The organism is Pseudonocardia sp. ZF1, assembly GCF_056835605.1.
Window position 1 is genome coordinate 3,757,931 of the sequence record NZ_JAJNBY010000001.1, and the last position, 16,192, is coordinate 3,774,122.

Consider the following 16,192-nt stretch of genomic DNA (forward strand, 5'->3'; position numbering starts at 1 on the left):
TCAGGTCAGGAGCACGACCTTGCCCGTGACGGTGCGGTCGTCGATGCGCGACAGGGCGGTCGCGGCGTCGTCGAGACCGAAGCGCTCGCTGATCAGCGGGTCGAGCGCGCCGGAACGCAGGTGCGGGAGCAGGGCGTCCCACTCCGAGCGGATGAAGTCCGGGCGTCCCAGCGCGTAGGCACCCCAGCCGACCCCGCGGACGTCGACGTTGTTCAGCAGCAGCCGGTTCACCTTCACCGTCGGGATGTCCCCCGCGGTGAATCCGACGACCATGAGACGGCCGAGCGGGCCGAGGCAGCGCACCGAGTCGGTGAAGCGGTCCCCGCCGACCGGGTCGACGACCATGTCGACTCCCGCACCGCCGGTCAGGCCCTTGACCGCGTCCTTGAACCCGTCGACGCCGACGGTGTGGGCAGCACCCGCGCGCCGGGCGACCTCGGCCTTGGCCTCGGTGGAGGTGACGCCGATGACGGTGGCCCCCATCGCGGCGGCCAGCTGGATCACCGCGGTCCCGATGCCCCCGGCCGCGCCCTGGACGAGCACCGTCTCCCCCGCCCGCAGGCCACCGCGGGTGTCGAGGGTGAAGTGCGCGGTCAGGTAGTTCATCGGCAGGCAGGCGCCCGCCGCGAACTCCACCTCGTCGGGCAGCGGGAAGACGTGCTGCTCCGGAGCGGAGACGGTCTCGGCGAACACCCCGGACATGGTGAACGCGACGACCCGGTCCCCGGCGGCGAACCGGCTGTCCGGGCCCGCCTCGCGCACCGTGCCGGCGCACTCGGAGCCGAGGGTGAACGGCGGCTCCGGCTTGTACTGGTACATCCCCTTGGTCAGCAGGACGTCCGGGAAGTTCACCCCGGCCGCGGCGACGTCGATCAGAACCTCGCCGTCACCGCGGACCGGCGGCTCGACCTCCGCGACACGGACCGCGGACGGCCCGTCCAGCTCGCTGACCTGCACTGCACGCACGTGTGCTCTCCCTCGTGGTCCGACGGCGGTGTCCGCCGGTCATCGAACCACGGGCGCGGGTGATCCACATGGGCCGCGGGCGGGGCTACACGGGCTGGGCGTCGCCGTAGCGCGGGGTGCGCGGCTCGGTGAGCGCGTCGCACAGCTCGGAGAGCCGGTTGTCGATGCGGTCCTGCACCCGCTCGAGGGCGTCGAGCTCCAACATGAGGTCCAGGGCGTCACCGGTGGTGCCTCCGGAGAGGACGCGCTCCAGCTCGGCGCGGCGCTCGGCGGCGCGCCGACGGCAGGCGTCCGCGGTGGCCTTGTGGGCGCGCAGCCGGGCACGGGCGGGGTCGGCGAGATCGCGACCGCCGTTGACGGTGGCGACGCGCTCCTCCAGCAGGTGCGGGTTCACGGGGCCCTCCGATGCGTGGTGGTGGGAACGTCGGCTCGACCGTGACGTGACCGCCGACACATCCCACGCTAGACGATCAGCGTGTGCCGCGCATCACATCGGTGTGACATCCGTGGGGAACCGGCCTCGGACGCGCGACGACCCCCGGTGCCGCGGCACCGGGGGTCGTCGGATGTCGGGTCGGGTCAGTCGCCGCGGCGCGGCTGCGGGATGAGCTCCGCCGGGCCGCGACGGCGCTGGGCGACGGCGTCGGTGGTCAGGTGGTAGTGCCCGCGGCGGGACCGCCGGCACAGGTAGGCCCGCTGCGGGCGCCCGCCGAGGGCCTCCAGCTCACGGGCGGCGCTCTCGGCCGCGTCCCGGTCCGGGTAGATGACCTTGCCGTCGCTGCCGGTCGCGGAGGCGCCGAACCGCTCGCGCTCGGAGATCTCGCGCCGCCCGGGGAGGCAGACCTCCGGCCGGCCGGACCGCATCAGCCGCGCGTAGCGGGCCAGCACGCGGCCCCGCTCGCCGTCGACCACACCTCGTCCGGACGGCAGGTTCTCCACCGAGCGCCGTGCCGCGGGGATCATCCCCGGGTGCACCGCCGGAACCCTGTCGAACTGCCCGTCCATGTCGCCTCCACGTCGCCGTCACTTGTGGATCGCTCGACTCATCCTGCCTCGTTACCGCCTGCGGCGGGCTCGCTCGATCGTGTCATCTGTCACGCAGACACCGGCATATCCGCTCACACACTGTGACATCGCGTGCTGATCGGCGTGTCGGCGACGCCGTTCACCGCCGCGTCGGTCGTGTCATCACACCTGTGGGTACGGCCGCGTGCACCAGCCTGTGCGCCCGTCCGGACCGTCCTATCCTGATCTCCCGGGAACGCGCGTGCCCCGGGTCGGGGGACGAAGATGGCGATCCAGCCCGAGACGGGTGTCGGGAACGGGGCGTCCGGCGGCCCGCGGTGGGACGAGGTGTTCACCCCGTCCGACCTGGCCGAGGGCGTGTTCGACGTGCGCTGGGACCTGCGGCCGCGACTACGCCGGTGGCTGGCCGACCAGGGGCTGGCCACCGCGTCGGGGCGCGAGACGCACCGTCCCGCGATCGACGCCTGGGCCATGCTCGACGGCGGTGTGATCGCCGTGTCCGCGGTGAGCCTGCCCGGCACGCCGCCCGGTGCGGTGCCGCTGCCCGGGCAGGAGACCGCCGCCGGCACCACTCCTCCGCGGAACTCCGCGCTGCTGTCCCCGGGTATGCGACTGATCGGGCACCGCACGCTGCGCCTGGTCGTCGCCCGCCTCGGACTGCCCGGTGGCGACGAGCCGCTGCCCGGGGAGCACCGCGACGTGCCCGGCCTGGTCGAGGACCTGTTCGACGCCCGTCGCCGCGACGCCGGGAGCGCCGAGCAGGCCGAGCTGCTCGCCACCTGTACCGACCGGACGTCGCTGCGCTGGGTGGTCGCCGCGCTGCGGCCGTAGGCGCGCGCAGGATCGCGCCGGTACACCTCGTCCGGTTCGACCGGCGCCGACCGTGACGACCTGATCATCACGTGTGATGACCCCGGCGGTCCGTCGACAACGGCTTACCACGATCGACGCATCGTCCGACGGCGACGCACCCGGCGCGCCGTGGCAGGCTCGGCCCTCGTGACGACCTGGACCAGCGACGAGTGCGCCGCCCACTGGGGCGTGCAGGTGGGCACCTGGAACTCCTACGTCTCCCGCGGCCAGGCGCCGGCCCCGCTGCCCGACCCCGGCCCGGGCGGCCGCAAGGTCTGGGACGCCGACGCCGTCCGCGCGTTCTCCCGGCCCGGGGTGGGCCGCCGCCGGGGATCCGCCGAGTCCGCGGCCGTGCTGGAGGAACTGCGGGCGGCGGCGGACGCGCCGCGCGAACGTCGCCGCGCGCTGCTGCGCGCCGGGCGCGAGGCCGGCTGCGAGGTCAGCGCGATGGCGGCGGCGCTCGGTGTCTCCCGGCACACCGCCTACGCCTGGTTGAAGGACTGACCGTCCGGCGGAGAGACTGCGCGGGCGTGCGCACCGCAACGGAGGGGGAAGGCGTGCTGGTCTCGACGGCCGTACGGACGGCGACGAAGCGGCTCATCCCGCTGCTCGCCCTGGCCTATCTGCTGAACTACATCGACCGGGTCAACGTCGGGTTCGCGTCGCTGACGATGAACGCCGACCTGGGCCTGTCCGCGGCCGCCTACGGCCTGGGCGCCGGGCTGTTCTTCATCGGGTACTTCTTCTTCGAGGTCCCGTCCAACGTGATCCTGCACCGGGTCGGCGCCCGGATCTGGATCGCCCGGATCATGGTGACCTGGGGCATCGTCGCGTCGTCGACGGCGTTCATCCAGGGCGAGATCGGCTTCTACGTCGTGCGGGTGCTGCTCGGCATCGCCGAGGCCGGCTTCTTCCCCGGCATCATCCTGTACCTGACCTACTGGTTCCCGAGGGTCGAGCGGGCACGGATCGTCGCGCTGTTCTTCCTGGCTGTGCCGCTGTCCTCGGTGGTCGGCGGGCCGCTGTCGACGTGGCTGATCTCGGTCGGCGACGGCGCCCTGGGCTTCGACGCCGGCTGGCGCTTCATGTTCTTCGTCGAGGGCATCCCGGCGGTGCTGCTGGGGATCGCGGTGCTGTGGCTGCTGCCGGACCGCCCGACCCGGGCCCGGTGGCTGCCCGCCGACCAGGCGGTCGCGCTGGAGGAGCGGATCGCCGCCGAGGACGCGGCGGCGGCCGGGCAGGACCGCGGCGTCGCCGCCGCCCTGCGCGACGGCCGGGTGGTGGCCCTCTCGGTGGTCTACTTCGGGATCGTGTTCGGGCTCTACGTGCTGGCGTTCTTCCTGCCCCAGATCGTCGCCGGGTTCGAGCAGCAGTTCGGCGCCGACTACTCGCTGGTCGAGGTCGGTCTGATCACCGCGGTGCCGTACGCGATCGCGTCGGTGACGATGGTGCTGTGGGCCCGGCACTCCGACCGCAGCGGTGAGCGGGGGCTGCACGTGGCCGTCCCGGCCGTCGTCGGGGCGGTCGCGATCGCGGGCGCGCTGTACATGGACTCACCGCTGCTGGTCATGGTGTGCGTGACCGTCTGCGCGATCGGGGTCTTCGCCGCCATCCCGCCGTTCTGGGCGCTGCCGAACGCGTTCCTCACCGGTGCCGGGGCGGCCGCCGGGATCGGGTTGATCAACTCCTTCGGCAACCTGTCCGGGTTCGCCGGGCCGTTCGTCGCAGGGTGGCTGAAGGACCTGACCGGCGACTCCCGCGCCGGGATGTGGGTGGTCGCGGTGATGATGCTGATGTCCGCCGCGATCGTGCTCGGCTTCCGCCGGACGGCGCAACGGGTTCCGGCGGCCGATGCAGCCGACCGGGCCGGCGATCATCAACAGTGATGAACCGGTCAAGGATTCCGGAAACGGCGACGTAATCTCGGTGGCCGGGGCGGCGACAGGGGGTCGCGCGCTCCATTCATCGGGGGCGACGAGAATGACGCAATTCCTGCTGTCTGCGGCCGAGGAACAGGACGGGGCGAGTGGGACGACCATTCTGGTGATCCTCGGCGCGGTGGCCCTCGTCCTCTATATCGGGTCGCTCTACCTGCATCCCCTCACCCGGTGCGGGCGCTGCAAGGGCAGCCCGCGACACTACGGCGCACTCGCCACGAAGTCCTGGCGGAACTGCGGTGCGTGCAACGGCTCCGGCCGCGAGACCCGGCTCGGGGCACGCATTCTGGGAATCGAACCCTGAATGGTTCAGTATCCGATCGCGCTCGCGTAGTGGACCGCGCCGAAGGCGACGGCGGAACCGGTCACGGCGAGGGTGACCACCGCGAAGGGCCAGGCAGGGCGCCGTTCGACGATGCGCAGGACGGTCATGGCGAGCCCGGCGACACCGGCGGCGGCCGCGATCACCAGCGACCCGCCGACCGAGACGAGCACCGCCGAGGAGCTGCACGTCCGCGGCGGGCAGTAGTCGAGGAACGCGACGAGGAAGACGGCGCCGAACACGCCCAGTGCGACGAGCATCCCGGTCGCGGCCAGCGCGGCCCCGGACAGCGCGGCGTCCCAGCGGATGATCGGCCGACGCCCCGCTTCCGGACGAGCGGGACCGGTCGACAGCATGACGTCAACGGTACCGCTACCGCCCGGTACAGGACAGATCGGACATCCATCGTCACCGTTCGGTGAGCGGCCGGGCGCTGCCTCCGGCCTGGCAACCGGGGCACCAGAACAGGTTCCGCGTGCGGACCTCGGCGTGCGCGATCGGGGCGCCGCAGACCAGGCAGGGCTGTCCGGTGCGGCGGTAGGCGTAGACGACGCTGGCGCAGACCGCGCCGCGGTCGGGGGGCGCCAGCTGGGCCGGGTCGTGCTCGGGGCGCAGCGTCTCGATCCGGCCGCGCCGCTCGCCGTCGCGGAGCATCTCGGTCAGGTCGTCCCAGAGCAGGGCGAAGGACCGGTCGTCGAGGTCGCGGGCCGGGGTCATCGGATCCAGTCCGGTGCGGAACAGCGTCTCGGCGCGGAAGACGTTGCCGATGCCCGCGATCACCGACTGGTCCATGAGCAGGGCGGCCAGCGGGACACGGGAGCGGGCGAACCGCTCCCGGACACGCGCCGGGTCCGCGTCGTCGCGCAACGGGTCCTCGCCGAGGCGGGCCCGCAGCTCCTTCACGCCCACGTCGTCCAGCAGTTCGCAGGCGGCCGGGCCGCGCAGGTCGGCGTAGTGCGTCTCGCCGACCATCCGCATCCTGACCTGGCCGCGGGGCGGCTCCTGGGGGAGCGTCCGGTTCGGGAACCGGCCCCACAGTCCGAGGTGGACGTGCACGGTGGTGTCCGGCCCGTAGTGCTGGAACAGGTGCTTGCCGTGGGCCTGCACGTCGACCAGCACCCGCCCGTCGACGATCTCGGCGCCGGTGGTGAACCGGCGCTGCGGGCTGGAGACGGCCACCGGCCGTCCGGCGTAGCGGCGGCGCTGCAGCCGCGCGAGCCGGTGCACGGTGTGTCCCTCGGGCATGCGGAGGGATCCCCCGTGCGGGCGGGTACTACTCCCCCGCGGACACACCCACCGCGTGCCGGGCGGGCGTGCGACCGCGTCCGGCGACGAGCGCGTCGACGGAGAACCGGCCCGGTCCGGTCGCGGCCAGCGCGAGTCCACCGGCGGCGATCACGCCGACCAGCTCCCAGCCGCCCGAGTCGACGAACGGGTTCAGGCCCACGTGCGCGAAGAGGTAGGCCCCCGCCATCGCGACGACGACGGCCAGCCCCGCCACGGTCGTCGCGGCACCGGCGATCAGCAGCAGACCGCCCCCGAGCTCGGCCGCGATGACGAACAGCGCGGAGACCGTGGGCAGCGGGATGCCCATGCCGGCGAAGCTCGACGCGACCCCGCCGACACCACCCGAGAGCTTCTGCAGGCCGTGGGCGACGAGGACGACGCCGACGAGCAGCCGGACGAGCAGGAGTGCAGTGTCGGAGAGCGGCGCGGGGAGCGGTCGCATGGGTTCCTCTCAGTTGTTGAACTTTCACGCTTGCGCTCCCGAGGCTAACAGGATCGTCGCAACGGCGTAGTCGTGGCGACCTGCTCCTGCCCCGCCGCCGTCACCCCTCCGGTTGCGCCGCGGCACGGCGGGAGATCAGCTGGACCCGTGCCCGAGTTCTCGACGCTGTCCCACCTGGAGTGCTCCCGTACCGGCGAGGTCCTCGACGCCGACACGGTGCAGGGCACCTCGGCCTCCGGTGCCCCGCTGCTCGCCCGCTACGACCTCGACCGGGCCCGGACGCTGGTGACCCCGGCCGACATCGCCGCCCGCCCACCGGACCTGTGGCGCTACCACGAGGTGCTGCCCGTGCGGGACCCCGCGCACGTGGTGACGATGGGCGAGGGCATGACCCCGCTGCTCCCGCTCCCCCGTGCCGGTGCCCGCCTCGGGCTGCCCGGCCTGCGGATGAAGGACGAGGGGCTGGTCCCGACCGGGGCGTTCAAGGCGCGCGGCGCCGCCGTCGGGGTGTCCCGGGCCGCCGAGCTCGGAGTCCGGGCGGTCGCGATGCCCACCAACGGCAACGCCGGTGCCGCCTGGGCCTGTTACGCCGCGCGCGCCGGGCTCGGTGCGCTGATCGCGATGCCGGTCGACGCCCCGGAGATCACCCGGCGCGAGGTGGTCGTCTCCGGCGGGGAGCTGTACCTGGTCGACGGCCTGATCGGCGACGCCGGGAGGCTCGTCGCCGACGCCGTCGCCCGCCGCAACTCCGCCGGGGCGGGGTACCAGGACACCTCGACGCTGCGCGAGCCCTACCGCATCGAGGGCAAGAAGACGATGGGCTACGAGATCGTCGAGCAGCTCGGCTGGCGCTGCCCGGACGTCATCCTCTACCCCACCGGCGGCGGCGTCGGGATCATCGCGATCCACAAGGCCCTGGCGGAGATGCGGGAGCTCGGCTGGATCTCCGGTCCCCTGCCCCGGCTGGTCGCGGTGCAGGCCACCGGCTGCGCGCCGATCGTCGACGCGTTCGAGGCCGGGCTGCGCGAGTCGACGGCCCCGGCCGACCCGCACACGGTCGCGTTCGGGATCACCGTGCCCCGGGCGCTGGGCGACTTCCTCGTGCTCGACGCCGTGTACGACACCGGCGGGACCGCCGTCGCCGTCTCCGACGACGAGCTGCTCGCCGCCGAGCACGCCCTCGCCCGCGACGAGGGCACCTGGATCTGCCCGGAGGGCGCGGCCTGCGTCGCCGCGGCGGGCCGGCTGCGGGAGTCGGGGTGGCTCGACGGGTCGGAGACGGTCGTCGTGCTGAACACCGGCAGCGGCCTGATCTACCCCGACACCGTGACCGCCGACGCGCCGGTGCTGGCGACGGACGGGCGCATCCCGTGACCCACGGCGACCTCGTCGTGATCACCGGTAGCCTGCGCACGTGTCACTCCTGCGACCCGGATCCGAGCCGTCACCCGCACCGCTCTCGCGGTACTGGCGGACCTACGTGGCCGAGTGCACCGAGCAGGTGCAGCGCTTCCACCGGATCACCACGGTGATCTCGGCGATGCAGGTGCGGACGTGGCTCACCGAGATCGGCAAGCGGCTGGACTCCGAGCTGGAGGCGGTGCAGCGCCTGGCCGCCGTCGGCGACTCGATCGAGCCGGCACGGTTCCGGCTCACCGAGCCGCCCGCGAAGCGGATCGCCGCCCGGCTGAACAAGGCCAAAGCGTCGCTGAAGCAGTCGGTCGACCAGGCCGCGGAGATCGCCGAGCAGGCGGTGCTGGACCCGACCCACGACGACGTCCGGGTACACCTCAAGGTCCTCAACGAGCAGGTCGGGCGGCTCGCGATCGCCGCCCCGATGGAGGACGAGCCCGCCGACCGCCCGCGTCGCCGCCGGTGGGGCCGCACGGCGTCCTGACCCCGGCGTCGGGCCCGTGTCCGCCCCCGGGGCCGGCCCCGCGTCCGGCGCGCGGGTGACCGCGGGCGCCCGCACACTCGGGTGATGGACATCGAGGCCCTGCACCCGGTCGGCGCCCGCGTCACCGGGACGTCCCTGCCCGACCTCGACCCGGACGCGCTCGGGGCGCTGCTCGCCGAGCACGGCGTCCTCGTCCTGCCCGGTCAGGACGACGTCGGCGACGACGACTTCCTCGCCTTCCTCCGCGGTCTCGGCCCGCTGGCGTTCACCACCGGTGAGACGCCGCTGGAGACCCACCCGGACCTCAACGTGATCTCCAACGTCGGCCGCGACACCCCGCCGCGCAGCTCGTTCCACGTCGACACCAGCTACGTCGCGGCCCCGCCCGCCTACACCGCGCTGCGGGCGGTGACCGTCCCCGCCCGGGGCGGCGCGACGCAGTTCTCCAACCAGTACCGCGCCTACGAGACGCTCCCGGAGCCGCTGCGGACCCGGCTCGACGGCCGCAGCATCCGCCACGTCGTCACCGGGCTGTCCCCCGACGACGCCGGTACCGAGACCGAGGCCTGGCACCCGGTGTTCCGCCCGCACCCGCGCACCGGCCGGACCGCGCTCTACCTGTCGACCGCGGCCCGCTGCGCCGAGGTCGGCGGGATGGACACCGAGGAGTCCGCGGCGACCGTGCGGGAGCTGATCGAGCACTCGACGCGGCCGGACAACGTGCTGGACCACCGGTGGGCACCGGGCGACGTCGTGATCTGGGACAACGCCTGCGTGCTGCACCGCGCCGATCACGCGGGCGTCGTCGGGGACCGGGTCATGCACCGCGGCATGGTGCGCGAGCACGTCCGGCCCCGCGCCGCCCGCTGAGTTCCCGTCGCGCACCCGGACGCGGTCGCCGCACCCGCCGCGGAGGTGCGCGGGCCACCTGCGGGGTGCGACGGCGCGACCCACCGGCGGCGGGAGCCGGATCAGCGGTCGGAGCCGGGTGGGGCGGTGGTGCGGGCGGCGGCGCGGGTGACGGCGTCGGCGAACAGGTCGGCGACGCCGATCCCCGCGGCCTCGGCCATCGTGACGACCACCGAGGTGCGGGCGAACGAGCAGTACAGCCCGGCCTCCAGGAACCAGGGCCGGCCGTCGGGGTCGATGCGGAAGTCGAACAGCCCGTAGTCGCGGCAGCCCAGGGCGCGGAACGCCGCGCGGGCGGCGTCCTGCACCGGCCGGGTGACCGGGTCGCCTGCGTCGACGATCCAGGACCGCGCGTCCTTCGCGACCAGGCGCAGGTCGCCGTCGCCGGTGCGGGCGAGCTTGTCGTCGGCGAGGCGGACCGGCTTGTCGACCGCGTCCATCCGGTACTCCTCCAGCGGCAGGCCGACCAGGTCGCCGTCGCGCTCCACCACCGCGCACCGGACCTCGCGGCCCAGCGGCACGAACTCCTCGACCAGGGCGCGGTCGCCGTGGACCAGGGCGGCCTTCACCGCCACCTCGAACCCGTCCGGGTCGTGGACGAGGGTGACGCCGACCGAGTTGTCGGTGTCCGCCGGCTTGACGACGGCGGGCGGCCGGACCGTCGGCGCCTGCCCGGCGCGCACCGTCTCCCCCGCCGGGACGGCGACCCCGCCCTCCGCGACGACCGCGCGGGCCAGGGCCTTGTCCGCGCCCAGCGCCATGACCTCCGGGCTGTTGCCGACGTAGCCGATCCCGAGGAGCTCGAACAGCGCCCGGTGGTGGGTCATCCCGGGCCGGCAGAACATCTGCGGCACCATCACGTCCACCTCCGCCCGGGCGATCTCGGCGACCGCCTCGGGGAGGGTCCGCAGTGGCGCGGCAGCGATCTGCTCCGGGTCGAGCCCGGCCGGGAACCGCCAGCCCTGCGGCGTCACGTACGCGACGACGAACTCGTAGCGCGCCGGGTCGGCGGTCGCGGCGAGGCAGTCCGCGGCGTAGAGCCGGGACAGGTCGCAGAAGAACTCGTCGACGCCCGAGCCGACGAGGTGCAGGACACGCAGCACGGTTCAGTCCCCCGCCGGTTCGACGAGCTTGCCGATGTTCACGTCGACGGTCACCCACGGCCGTCCGCGCAGCAGGTTGCCCAGCAGCAGCGAGGCGATCTGCAGGTGCGGGACCAGCAGGAACGGCAACGGGTCGTGCACGTCGAGCAGCGCCTCCCGTCCGTCGCGCACGATCCGCAACCGTTCCCGCCACGACCCGGGGTCGCCGAGGAGCCGGCCCAGCTCGTGGTGCAGCCAGTAGGTCGGCCGAGTCGCCGGTGCCGGCACGAGTGTGCCGGCACCGGCGTCGAGGTAGGCCGCGGCGACACCCGGGTGGTCGTGGAACAGGGTGATCGCGGAGTGGGTGCGCGGGTTGCACTCGATGGCCAGGACCCGGCCGTCGGGTGCCTCGATGAAGTCGAACGACAGCTGCCCGGTCACCCCCAGCTCGCCGCAGAACCGCCGCACCCAGTCCTCGATCGCCGGGTGGTCGACGTGGTCGTAGTTGAGGAGGAAGCTCGACGACGGACAGCAGCAGTACAGGCGGACCTCGCCGTCGCGGACGGTGGCGTGGGTGCAGTACTCGGTGCCCTCGACGAACTCCTGCAGGATCCAGGGGTTGTCCGGTGAGATCGGCAGGGTCGCCACGAACGCCGCGGTCTCGACGCGGGTCGGGCGCGGCAGCCGGGTCAGGTCGCGGCGGCGCACCGGGTCGTAGCGCAGCGACTTGAGGATCCAGGTGCGCCCCGGGGTGGCGGCGAAGTCGTGGTCGACGACCTGCGCCGGGTCGGTGATGCGCCGCGCCGCGGGCACCGGCAGGCCGAACCCGGCGGCGGTCGCGGTGAACCGGTGCTTGTCGTCGAGCATCGCGACGACGTCGGCGTCGGGATGCACGACCGCGCAGAACGGTTCGAGCAGCCGCTTGGCGTCGGCGTCGTACCAGCTCGCGACGGGGCTGCACACCGGCACGTAGACGTCGGCCCCCTCCCGGCGGGCGATGTCGGCGAGCGCGTGGGCGTAACCCGGCGCGTCCGGGGCGGGGACGACGTGGAACGCGTCGACCGCCCGGGAGAACCGGTGCCCGGTGAAGCGGTAGCGGGCCTGCTCGACGAGCACGACCCGGTGGCCGGCACGGTGGAGGGCCCGTGCCAGCTCCAGCGCCTTGGTCATCTTCCCGCCGCTGAGCAGCACGGTCAGCGGCCGGTGCGGCCGGGCCCGCTCACGTCGGCGCAGGAGCCCGGCCAGCGCGGCGACGCCGGTGATCGCCAGGTCGGCGGGCAGGGCGGCGGCGAGCAGGGCGAGGGTGCCCGCGGTACGGACCCGGGTCGCCGCCGTGCCCTCGCGCGGGGCGCCGTCGCGGCCGGTGCCCAGCGCACGCCCGGCGAGCCCGGCGGCGGCGAGCGCGACGACGCCCGAGGCGAGCCGCGCCGGGGCCGGACCCGACGAACGGGCCCGGCCCCTCAGGGCGGTGGTGCGGCTCATGCGGACCGTCGGATCAGGGTCAGCCCGTCGCGCAGCGGCACCAGCACCTGTTCCACGCGGGGGTCGTCGGTGATCCGGCGGTTGAACGCGGCGATGGCGTCGCCGTTCGCCGTCCGGTCCCCGGTCCAGGGCAGGCCCTGCATCAGGGTGTTGTCGACGCAGACCACCCCGCCCGGGGCGAGCAGACCGCCGTCGAGGACGGTGTCGAGGTACCCGGCGTAGCCGGCCTTGTCGGCGTCGACGAACACCAGGTCGAACGCGGTGCCCCGCAGCCGTTCCAGGGCGTCGGCGGCCGGGCCGACCTCGACCCGGATCCGGCGTCCCGCCGGGGACGCGGCGAAGCAGTCCCGCGCGAACGCCGCCACGTCGGCGTCGAGCTCGCAGGCAACCAGCTCGCCGTCCTCGGGCAGGGCCTCGGCCATCGCGAGCGCCGAGTAGCCGGTGAACATGCCGACCTCGAGGACCCGCCGGGCGCCGGTCATCCCGACGAGGAACGCCAGGAACCGGCCCTCGACGTGACCAGACAGCATCTCCTGCTCCAGGGTCCCGGTCCACGCCGCGGACCGGGTGCGCGCCTCCAGCTCGACCAGTGCCGACGACGCCGGCGAGGTGTGCTCGTCGAGGTAGGGGTCCAGGCCAGCGGCCAGGTCCCGGGCCCGGACGAGGTCGGCGTCGGCGCCCGGCCCGGCGCGGGTGACGAGGTCGTCGAGCAGCTCGGCGAGGATCGTCGTCGGTGTGACCGGGCGGGCGGGCCGGGTCGGTGCGCCGGTCACTTCAGCGACCACATGTCCACCCCGCCCGCCGCCGTCGGCAGGTCGGCGACGACCTCCTTGTGCGCGGCCAGGGCCGCGGTCAGCTCCGCGGGGGTGGCGTCGTTGACGAAGTGGCAGGTGCCGATGGGCTTCGGCACCGCCGCGCGCAGCAGCCCGGCCCGGGTCTGGGTGATCGACTCGGTGGCCTCGGTCAGCAGCTCCGGGGTGAGGTACGGGCTGTCGACGGTGAGCCCGAGCCCACTGAACAGCCGGTGGACGCGGTCCCGCTCGCCGGTCGAGATGTAGCCACGCCGCTCGGCGAGGGTCGCGGAGAACGCCATGTCGACACTGATCGCGTGCCCGTGCAGCATCGGCGTCTCCGGCGCCAGCTCCAGGGTGGGGCTCCAGGTGTGGCCGAAGGCGATGACCCGGTCGAGGTCGAGCTCGTGCAGGTTGCGGTGCTCCAGCTCGAGCATGGTGCGGACGGCGTCGTAGGTGGCGCGGTGGGAGATCTCGCGCAACTCCGGCGTGCCGTCCCGGTGCCCGAACCCGGTGGCCAGCAGGTCCTCGCCGTACTTCTCCAACAGGTCGAAGAGGTCGGCGTTCGCCACCGTCGCGATCTTGATCATCTCGGCGACGCCGTTGCGGACCTGCGCCTCGGGCAGCGTCGCCAGGAACGAGAAGTCCAGCAGCACGTCGTGCGAGGCGTGGAACGCGCCGAGCCGGTTCTTGTGCTTGCCGTGGTTGACCGCGACCTTCATCGCGACGCTGGCGTCGATCAGGCCGATCAGCGTGGTGGGGATGCGGATGTAGGGGGTGCCCCGCTTGTAGGACGCGCAGGCGAACCCGGCGACGTCGGTGGTCAGCCCACCCCCGACGACGAGCGGCGGCTCGGTGCGGTTCAGCCCGAACTCGGCGAACGCGTCGACGATCCTCTCCAGCGTCCGCAGGCTCTTCGCGGTCTCCGCGATCGTCAGCGGGACGGTGGTCAGCGCGATGCCGTGATGGTCGAAGTAGGCGCGGATGCGGTCGCCGTAGAGCTCGTGCACCGTCTCGTCGACGACCATCAGGCAGCGGCCCCGGTCCCGGTACAGGTCCGCGACATGCGTGTTCTCCGGCGCGAAGGCGCCGTCGACGTAGGAGAGGGTGAACTCGATCCGCTCCCAGCTCTCGACCCGGAACGCGGTGTCGGTCGTGGTCAGCGTCGGGCTCGGCGGCAGGGTCTGCGCTGCCTGGGGATTGCTCATGTCCTCTGGTCTCCGATCAGGTCGATCCGGGGCGGGGCATGGGACTCGTGGGCACGCCCGTGCCGGGCCCGGTCGGTGCGACCGGGCCCGTCGGGCCGTGCGGAGGGTGGAGCGGGGTGGCGCCGCCGGGCGTCAGCGGGTGACGCCGGCCAGCAGCGCACCGTCGTCGAGCGACTCGACGCGCTCGGTGGCCTGGGAGAAGTCGTGACCCGCGGTGTTGGCGTTCGGGAAGGCGACGACGCGCACACCCGCACCGTTCGCCGAGGCGACGCCACCGACGTTGTCCTCGATGGCGACGACGCTGTCGGCGGTCTCGCCGAGCGCGGCGATCGCGTGCGTGTACGCCGCGGGGTCGGGCTTGGGCGCGGACACGACCGCGCGGTCGATGAGCAGCGCGAAGTCCGTGCGCGTCACGTCCGGTCCGAGCGCGTCGAGGACGGCGTCGACGTTGTCGCGGGAGGTCGTCGTGACCAGCCCGACGGTGACCCCGCGGCCGTGCGCGGCCTTGATGGTCTCGCGGACGCCGGGGCGCGGGGTCCCGCCGGACTCCCGCAGCTTCTCCCGGAAGACCTCGGACTTGGTGGCGTGCACGGCGTCGGCGTCGACGGTCTCGCCGGTGGCTGCGGCGTGCTCGGCGATGCGCTGGGCGCCGCCGTTGGACTCCAGCATGGCCAGGTAGTCCTCACGGTCCCAGTGCCAGTCGAGGCCGTGCCGGGAGAAGGCCTCGTTGAACGCCTCCCGCTGCAGCTCGGAGGTGTCGACGAGGGTGGAGATGGAGCCGAACAGGATCGCGGGCACAGCAGTGCTCCTTCGCGGTCGGGGCAGGCCGACGCACGCCCCGCCCCGGCCGGCGGCGGGACGGATGCGCGTGCGGACGCTCGTGGGAGGCGCCGATCCTGTCGCGTGTGGACACGCCGGACCGACCGGTTCGCGGTGGCGGCCGCTCCGGTGGACCGCCTCCTCCCAGTATCGAGGGGCCCCGGGGTTCGGCAACTCGAACTCGGCCCGCCGACCCTCAGAAGGGTCGGTCACCCGCGATCGCGACACGCTCGGCGATCCGCGTGTGCGGGTGGTAGTCGCCGACCGCGTAGTGCTGGGTGGCCCGGTTGTCCCAGAACGCGAGCGTCCCCTCCGACCAGCGGTAGCGGACCTGGAACTCGGGCACGTGGGCCTGGGCGAACAGGTGCCGCAGCAGCGCGTCGGACTCCTCGCGGGGCAGCCCGACGATCGCCGTGGTGAACGACGCGTTCACGTACAGCGTGCGCCGCCCGGTCTCCGGGTGGGTCCGGACGACGGGGTGGGTCACCGGCGGGAACAGGTCCTGCACCCGGGCCAGCCTGTCCGGGTCCAGGAAGCGGGCGAAGCCGGGCACCATGTCGTGCACGGCGACGGCGTCGTCGATGCGGGCCTTCACCTCGTCGGTGAGGTTGTCGTAGGCGACGGCCATGTCGGCCCACATCGTGTCCCCGCCGAACGGCGGCGTCTGCACCATCCGCAGCATGGCGCCCATCGCCGGAGCGGTGCGGAACGTGGTGTCGGCGTGCCAGATGTTCTCGTAGGTGCGCTTCCCGGTGCCGAAACGGACGACGTCGGCGGAGTCACCGGTGTCGAGCATCGGGTTGGTCTCCAGGTCGCCCCAGAGCAGGGCGAGCTCGCGTTGCCGGTCGCCGGTCAGGTGCTGGCCGGGGAAGAACAGCACCTTCCACTCCAGCAGTGCCCGGTGCAGCTCGGCGCGCAGCTGCTCGTCGACCTGCTCCCGCAGGTCGACCCCGGTGATTTCGGCGCCCAGGGTGCGCCCGAGCGGGGTGACGGTGAACGCCTCGTACCGCGCGCCGCTCCGGTCCGGCCCGTCGCCAGGCAGACGGGCGAGCAGGCGCTCGCCCTCCAGCAGGTCGATGGCGGGAGTGGTGCGGGGCCGGGTCACCGGCGCGTCGAAGTTGATCGTCACACCGCGATGGTGCGCGCCGGCTCCGGTGGCCGACAAGCCGGGG

Annotated in this window: 19 protein-coding genes; 7 read left to right on the plus strand and 12 right to left on the minus strand. The window is 73.7% G+C overall.

The window, feature by feature from the left end:
- The 3 genes from ZF1_RS18075 to ZF1_RS18085 all read right to left on the minus strand — a co-directional run bounded on the left by ZF1_RS18075 (nucleotide 1) and on the right by ZF1_RS18085 (nucleotide 1,971).
- The gene (locus ZF1_RS18075; RefSeq protein ID WP_350589178.1) at nucleotides 1–966 is read right to left on the minus strand and encodes an NADPH:quinone oxidoreductase family protein; all 966 of its coding nucleotides are present in this window, start codon (nucleotides 964–966) and stop codon (nucleotides 1–3) included.
- A gap of 85 nt (nucleotides 967–1,051) precedes the next feature.
- A complete protein-coding gene (locus ZF1_RS18080; protein ID WP_073574211.1) occupies nucleotides 1,052–1,360 on the minus strand; it encodes a hypothetical protein in 309 nt (102 codons plus the stop codon).
- Between the two features lie 185 nt (nucleotides 1,361–1,545).
- On the minus strand, nucleotides 1,546–1,971 hold the full coding sequence (locus ZF1_RS18085; RefSeq protein WP_073574212.1) for a hypothetical protein: 426 nt from the start codon (nucleotides 1,969–1,971) through the stop codon (nucleotides 1,546–1,548).
- 285 nt (nucleotides 1,972–2,256) lie between these two features.
- Between ZF1_RS18085 and ZF1_RS18090 the strand changes: the two genes are divergently transcribed.
- The 4 genes from ZF1_RS18090 to ZF1_RS18105 all read left to right on the plus strand — a co-directional run bounded on the left by ZF1_RS18090 (nucleotide 2,257) and on the right by ZF1_RS18105 (nucleotide 5,085).
- Nucleotides 2,257–2,823 (plus strand): hypothetical protein, encoded by a 567-nt coding sequence (locus tag ZF1_RS18090; protein ID WP_073574213.1) that lies wholly within the window; start codon nucleotides 2,257–2,259, stop codon nucleotides 2,821–2,823.
- Nucleotides 2,824–2,991: 168 nt separating this feature from the next.
- On the plus strand, nucleotides 2,992–3,348 hold the full coding sequence (locus ZF1_RS18095) for a hypothetical protein (RefSeq protein WP_073574423.1): 357 nt from the start codon (nucleotides 2,992–2,994) through the stop codon (nucleotides 3,346–3,348).
- A 26-nt stretch (nucleotides 3,349–3,374) separates the two neighbouring features.
- Nucleotides 3,375–4,730, plus strand: a complete 1,356-nt coding sequence (locus ZF1_RS18100) for an MFS transporter (RefSeq protein ID WP_253069008.1) — start codon at nucleotides 3,375–3,377, stop codon at nucleotides 4,728–4,730.
- On the plus strand, nucleotides 4,696–5,085 hold the full coding sequence (locus ZF1_RS18105) for a hypothetical protein (protein ID WP_139282694.1): 390 nt from the start codon (nucleotides 4,696–4,698) through the stop codon (nucleotides 5,083–5,085). Before ZF1_RS18100 ends, ZF1_RS18105 begins: the two co-directional genes overlap by 35 nt.
- 5 nt (nucleotides 5,086–5,090) lie before the next feature.
- Here the strand turns inward: ZF1_RS18105 and ZF1_RS18110 are convergent, their stop codons facing one another.
- From ZF1_RS18110 to ZF1_RS18120, 3 genes are read right to left on the minus strand one after another with little or no spacing between them, the layout of a single operon-like run.
- Nucleotides 5,091–5,459 carry a hypothetical protein gene (locus tag ZF1_RS18110; RefSeq protein ID WP_073574216.1) on the minus strand — a complete coding sequence of 123 codons (369 nt, stop codon included), beginning with the start codon at nucleotides 5,457–5,459 and terminating at the stop codon, nucleotides 5,091–5,093.
- Between the two features lie 52 nt (nucleotides 5,460–5,511).
- The gene (locus tag ZF1_RS18115) at nucleotides 5,512–6,348 is read right to left on the minus strand and encodes an Fpg/Nei family DNA glycosylase (protein WP_073574217.1); all 837 of its coding nucleotides are present in this window, start codon (nucleotides 6,346–6,348) and stop codon (nucleotides 5,512–5,514) included.
- 28 nt (nucleotides 6,349–6,376) lie between these two features.
- On the minus strand, nucleotides 6,377–6,832 hold the full coding sequence (locus ZF1_RS18120) for a DoxX family protein (protein WP_073574218.1): 456 nt from the start codon (nucleotides 6,830–6,832) through the stop codon (nucleotides 6,377–6,379).
- A 147-nt stretch (nucleotides 6,833–6,979) separates the two neighbouring features.
- On the opposite strand from ZF1_RS18120, the gene ZF1_RS18125 reads away from it, so the two are divergent.
- From ZF1_RS18125 to ZF1_RS18135, 3 genes are all read left to right on the plus strand, one after another.
- Nucleotides 6,980–8,206 carry a threonine synthase gene (locus ZF1_RS18125; protein WP_179762380.1) on the plus strand — a complete coding sequence of 409 codons (1,227 nt, stop codon included), beginning with the start codon at nucleotides 6,980–6,982 and terminating at the stop codon, nucleotides 8,204–8,206.
- 40 nt (nucleotides 8,207–8,246) lie between these two features.
- Entirely contained in the window at nucleotides 8,247–8,729 is a 483-nt protein-coding gene (locus tag ZF1_RS18130) for a hypothetical protein (RefSeq protein ID WP_062396040.1), read from the plus strand.
- 84 nt (nucleotides 8,730–8,813) lie between these two features.
- A complete protein-coding gene (locus ZF1_RS18135) occupies nucleotides 8,814–9,599 on the plus strand; it encodes a TauD/TfdA dioxygenase family protein (RefSeq protein ID WP_179762379.1) in 786 nt (261 codons plus the stop codon).
- Between the two features lie 101 nt (nucleotides 9,600–9,700).
- On the opposite strand, the gene ZF1_RS18140 is transcribed toward ZF1_RS18135, so the two are convergent.
- The 6 genes from ZF1_RS18140 to ZF1_RS18165 form a co-directional block, all read right to left on the minus strand.
- Nucleotides 9,701–10,741, minus strand: a complete 1,041-nt coding sequence (locus ZF1_RS18140) for a D-alanine--D-alanine ligase family protein (RefSeq protein ID WP_350589183.1) — start codon at nucleotides 10,739–10,741, stop codon at nucleotides 9,701–9,703.
- Between the two features lie 3 nt (nucleotides 10,742–10,744).
- Nucleotides 10,745–12,202: an ATP-grasp domain-containing protein gene (locus tag ZF1_RS18145; RefSeq protein ID WP_482637870.1), complete on the minus strand. Its 1,458-nt coding sequence runs from the start codon at nucleotides 12,200–12,202 to the stop codon at nucleotides 10,745–10,747.
- Nucleotides 12,199–12,975 carry an O-methyltransferase gene (locus ZF1_RS18150; RefSeq protein ID WP_073574223.1) on the minus strand — a complete coding sequence of 259 codons (777 nt, stop codon included), beginning with the start codon at nucleotides 12,973–12,975 and terminating at the stop codon, nucleotides 12,199–12,201. The genes ZF1_RS18145 and ZF1_RS18150 overlap by 4 nt, the downstream gene beginning before the upstream one ends.
- Nucleotides 12,972–14,201 (minus strand): sedoheptulose 7-phosphate cyclase, encoded by a 1,230-nt coding sequence (locus ZF1_RS18155; protein ID WP_073574224.1) that lies wholly within the window; start codon nucleotides 14,199–14,201, stop codon nucleotides 12,972–12,974. The genes ZF1_RS18150 and ZF1_RS18155 overlap by 4 nt, the downstream gene beginning before the upstream one ends.
- Nucleotides 14,202–14,333: 132 nt before the next feature.
- Nucleotides 14,334–14,999, minus strand: coding sequence for an HAD family hydrolase (locus tag ZF1_RS18160; RefSeq protein WP_179762375.1), 666 nt, complete (start codon nucleotides 14,997–14,999; stop codon nucleotides 14,334–14,336).
- Between the two features lie 217 nt (nucleotides 15,000–15,216).
- Entirely contained in the window at nucleotides 15,217–16,149 is a 933-nt protein-coding gene (locus ZF1_RS18165) for a TauD/TfdA dioxygenase family protein (RefSeq protein ID WP_482637871.1), read from the minus strand.
- Nucleotides 16,150–16,192: the final 43 nt, after the last annotated feature.

Coding starts and splice junctions, on each gene's coding strand:
- ZF1_RS18085 (WP_073574212.1), bottom strand. CDS start 1,971: ATGGACGGGCAGTTCGACAGGGTTCCGGCGGTGCACCCGGGGATGATC.
- ZF1_RS18090 (WP_073574213.1), top strand. CDS start 2,257: ATGGCGATCCAGCCCGAGACGGGTGTCGGGAACGGGGCGTCCGGCGGC.
- ZF1_RS18105 (WP_139282694.1), top strand. CDS start 4,696: ATGCAGCCGACCGGGCCGGCGATCATCAACAGTGATGAACCGGTCAAG.
- ZF1_RS18110 (WP_073574216.1), bottom strand. CDS start 5,459: ATGCTGTCGACCGGTCCCGCTCGTCCGGAAGCGGGGCGTCGGCCGATC.
- ZF1_RS18115 (WP_073574217.1), bottom strand. CDS start 6,348: ATGCCCGAGGGACACACCGTGCACCGGCTCGCGCGGCTGCAGCGCCGC.
- ZF1_RS18120 (WP_073574218.1), bottom strand. CDS start 6,832: ATGCGACCGCTCCCCGCGCCGCTCTCCGACACTGCACTCCTGCTCGTC.
- ZF1_RS18135 (WP_179762379.1), top strand. CDS start 8,814: ATGGACATCGAGGCCCTGCACCCGGTCGGCGCCCGCGTCACCGGGACG.
- ZF1_RS18145 (WP_482637870.1), bottom strand. CDS start 12,202: ATGAGCCGCACCACCGCCCTGAGGGGCCGGGCCCGTTCGTCGGGTCCG.
- ZF1_RS18155 (WP_073574224.1), bottom strand. CDS start 14,201: ATGAGCAATCCCCAGGCAGCGCAGACCCTGCCGCCGAGCCCGACGCTG.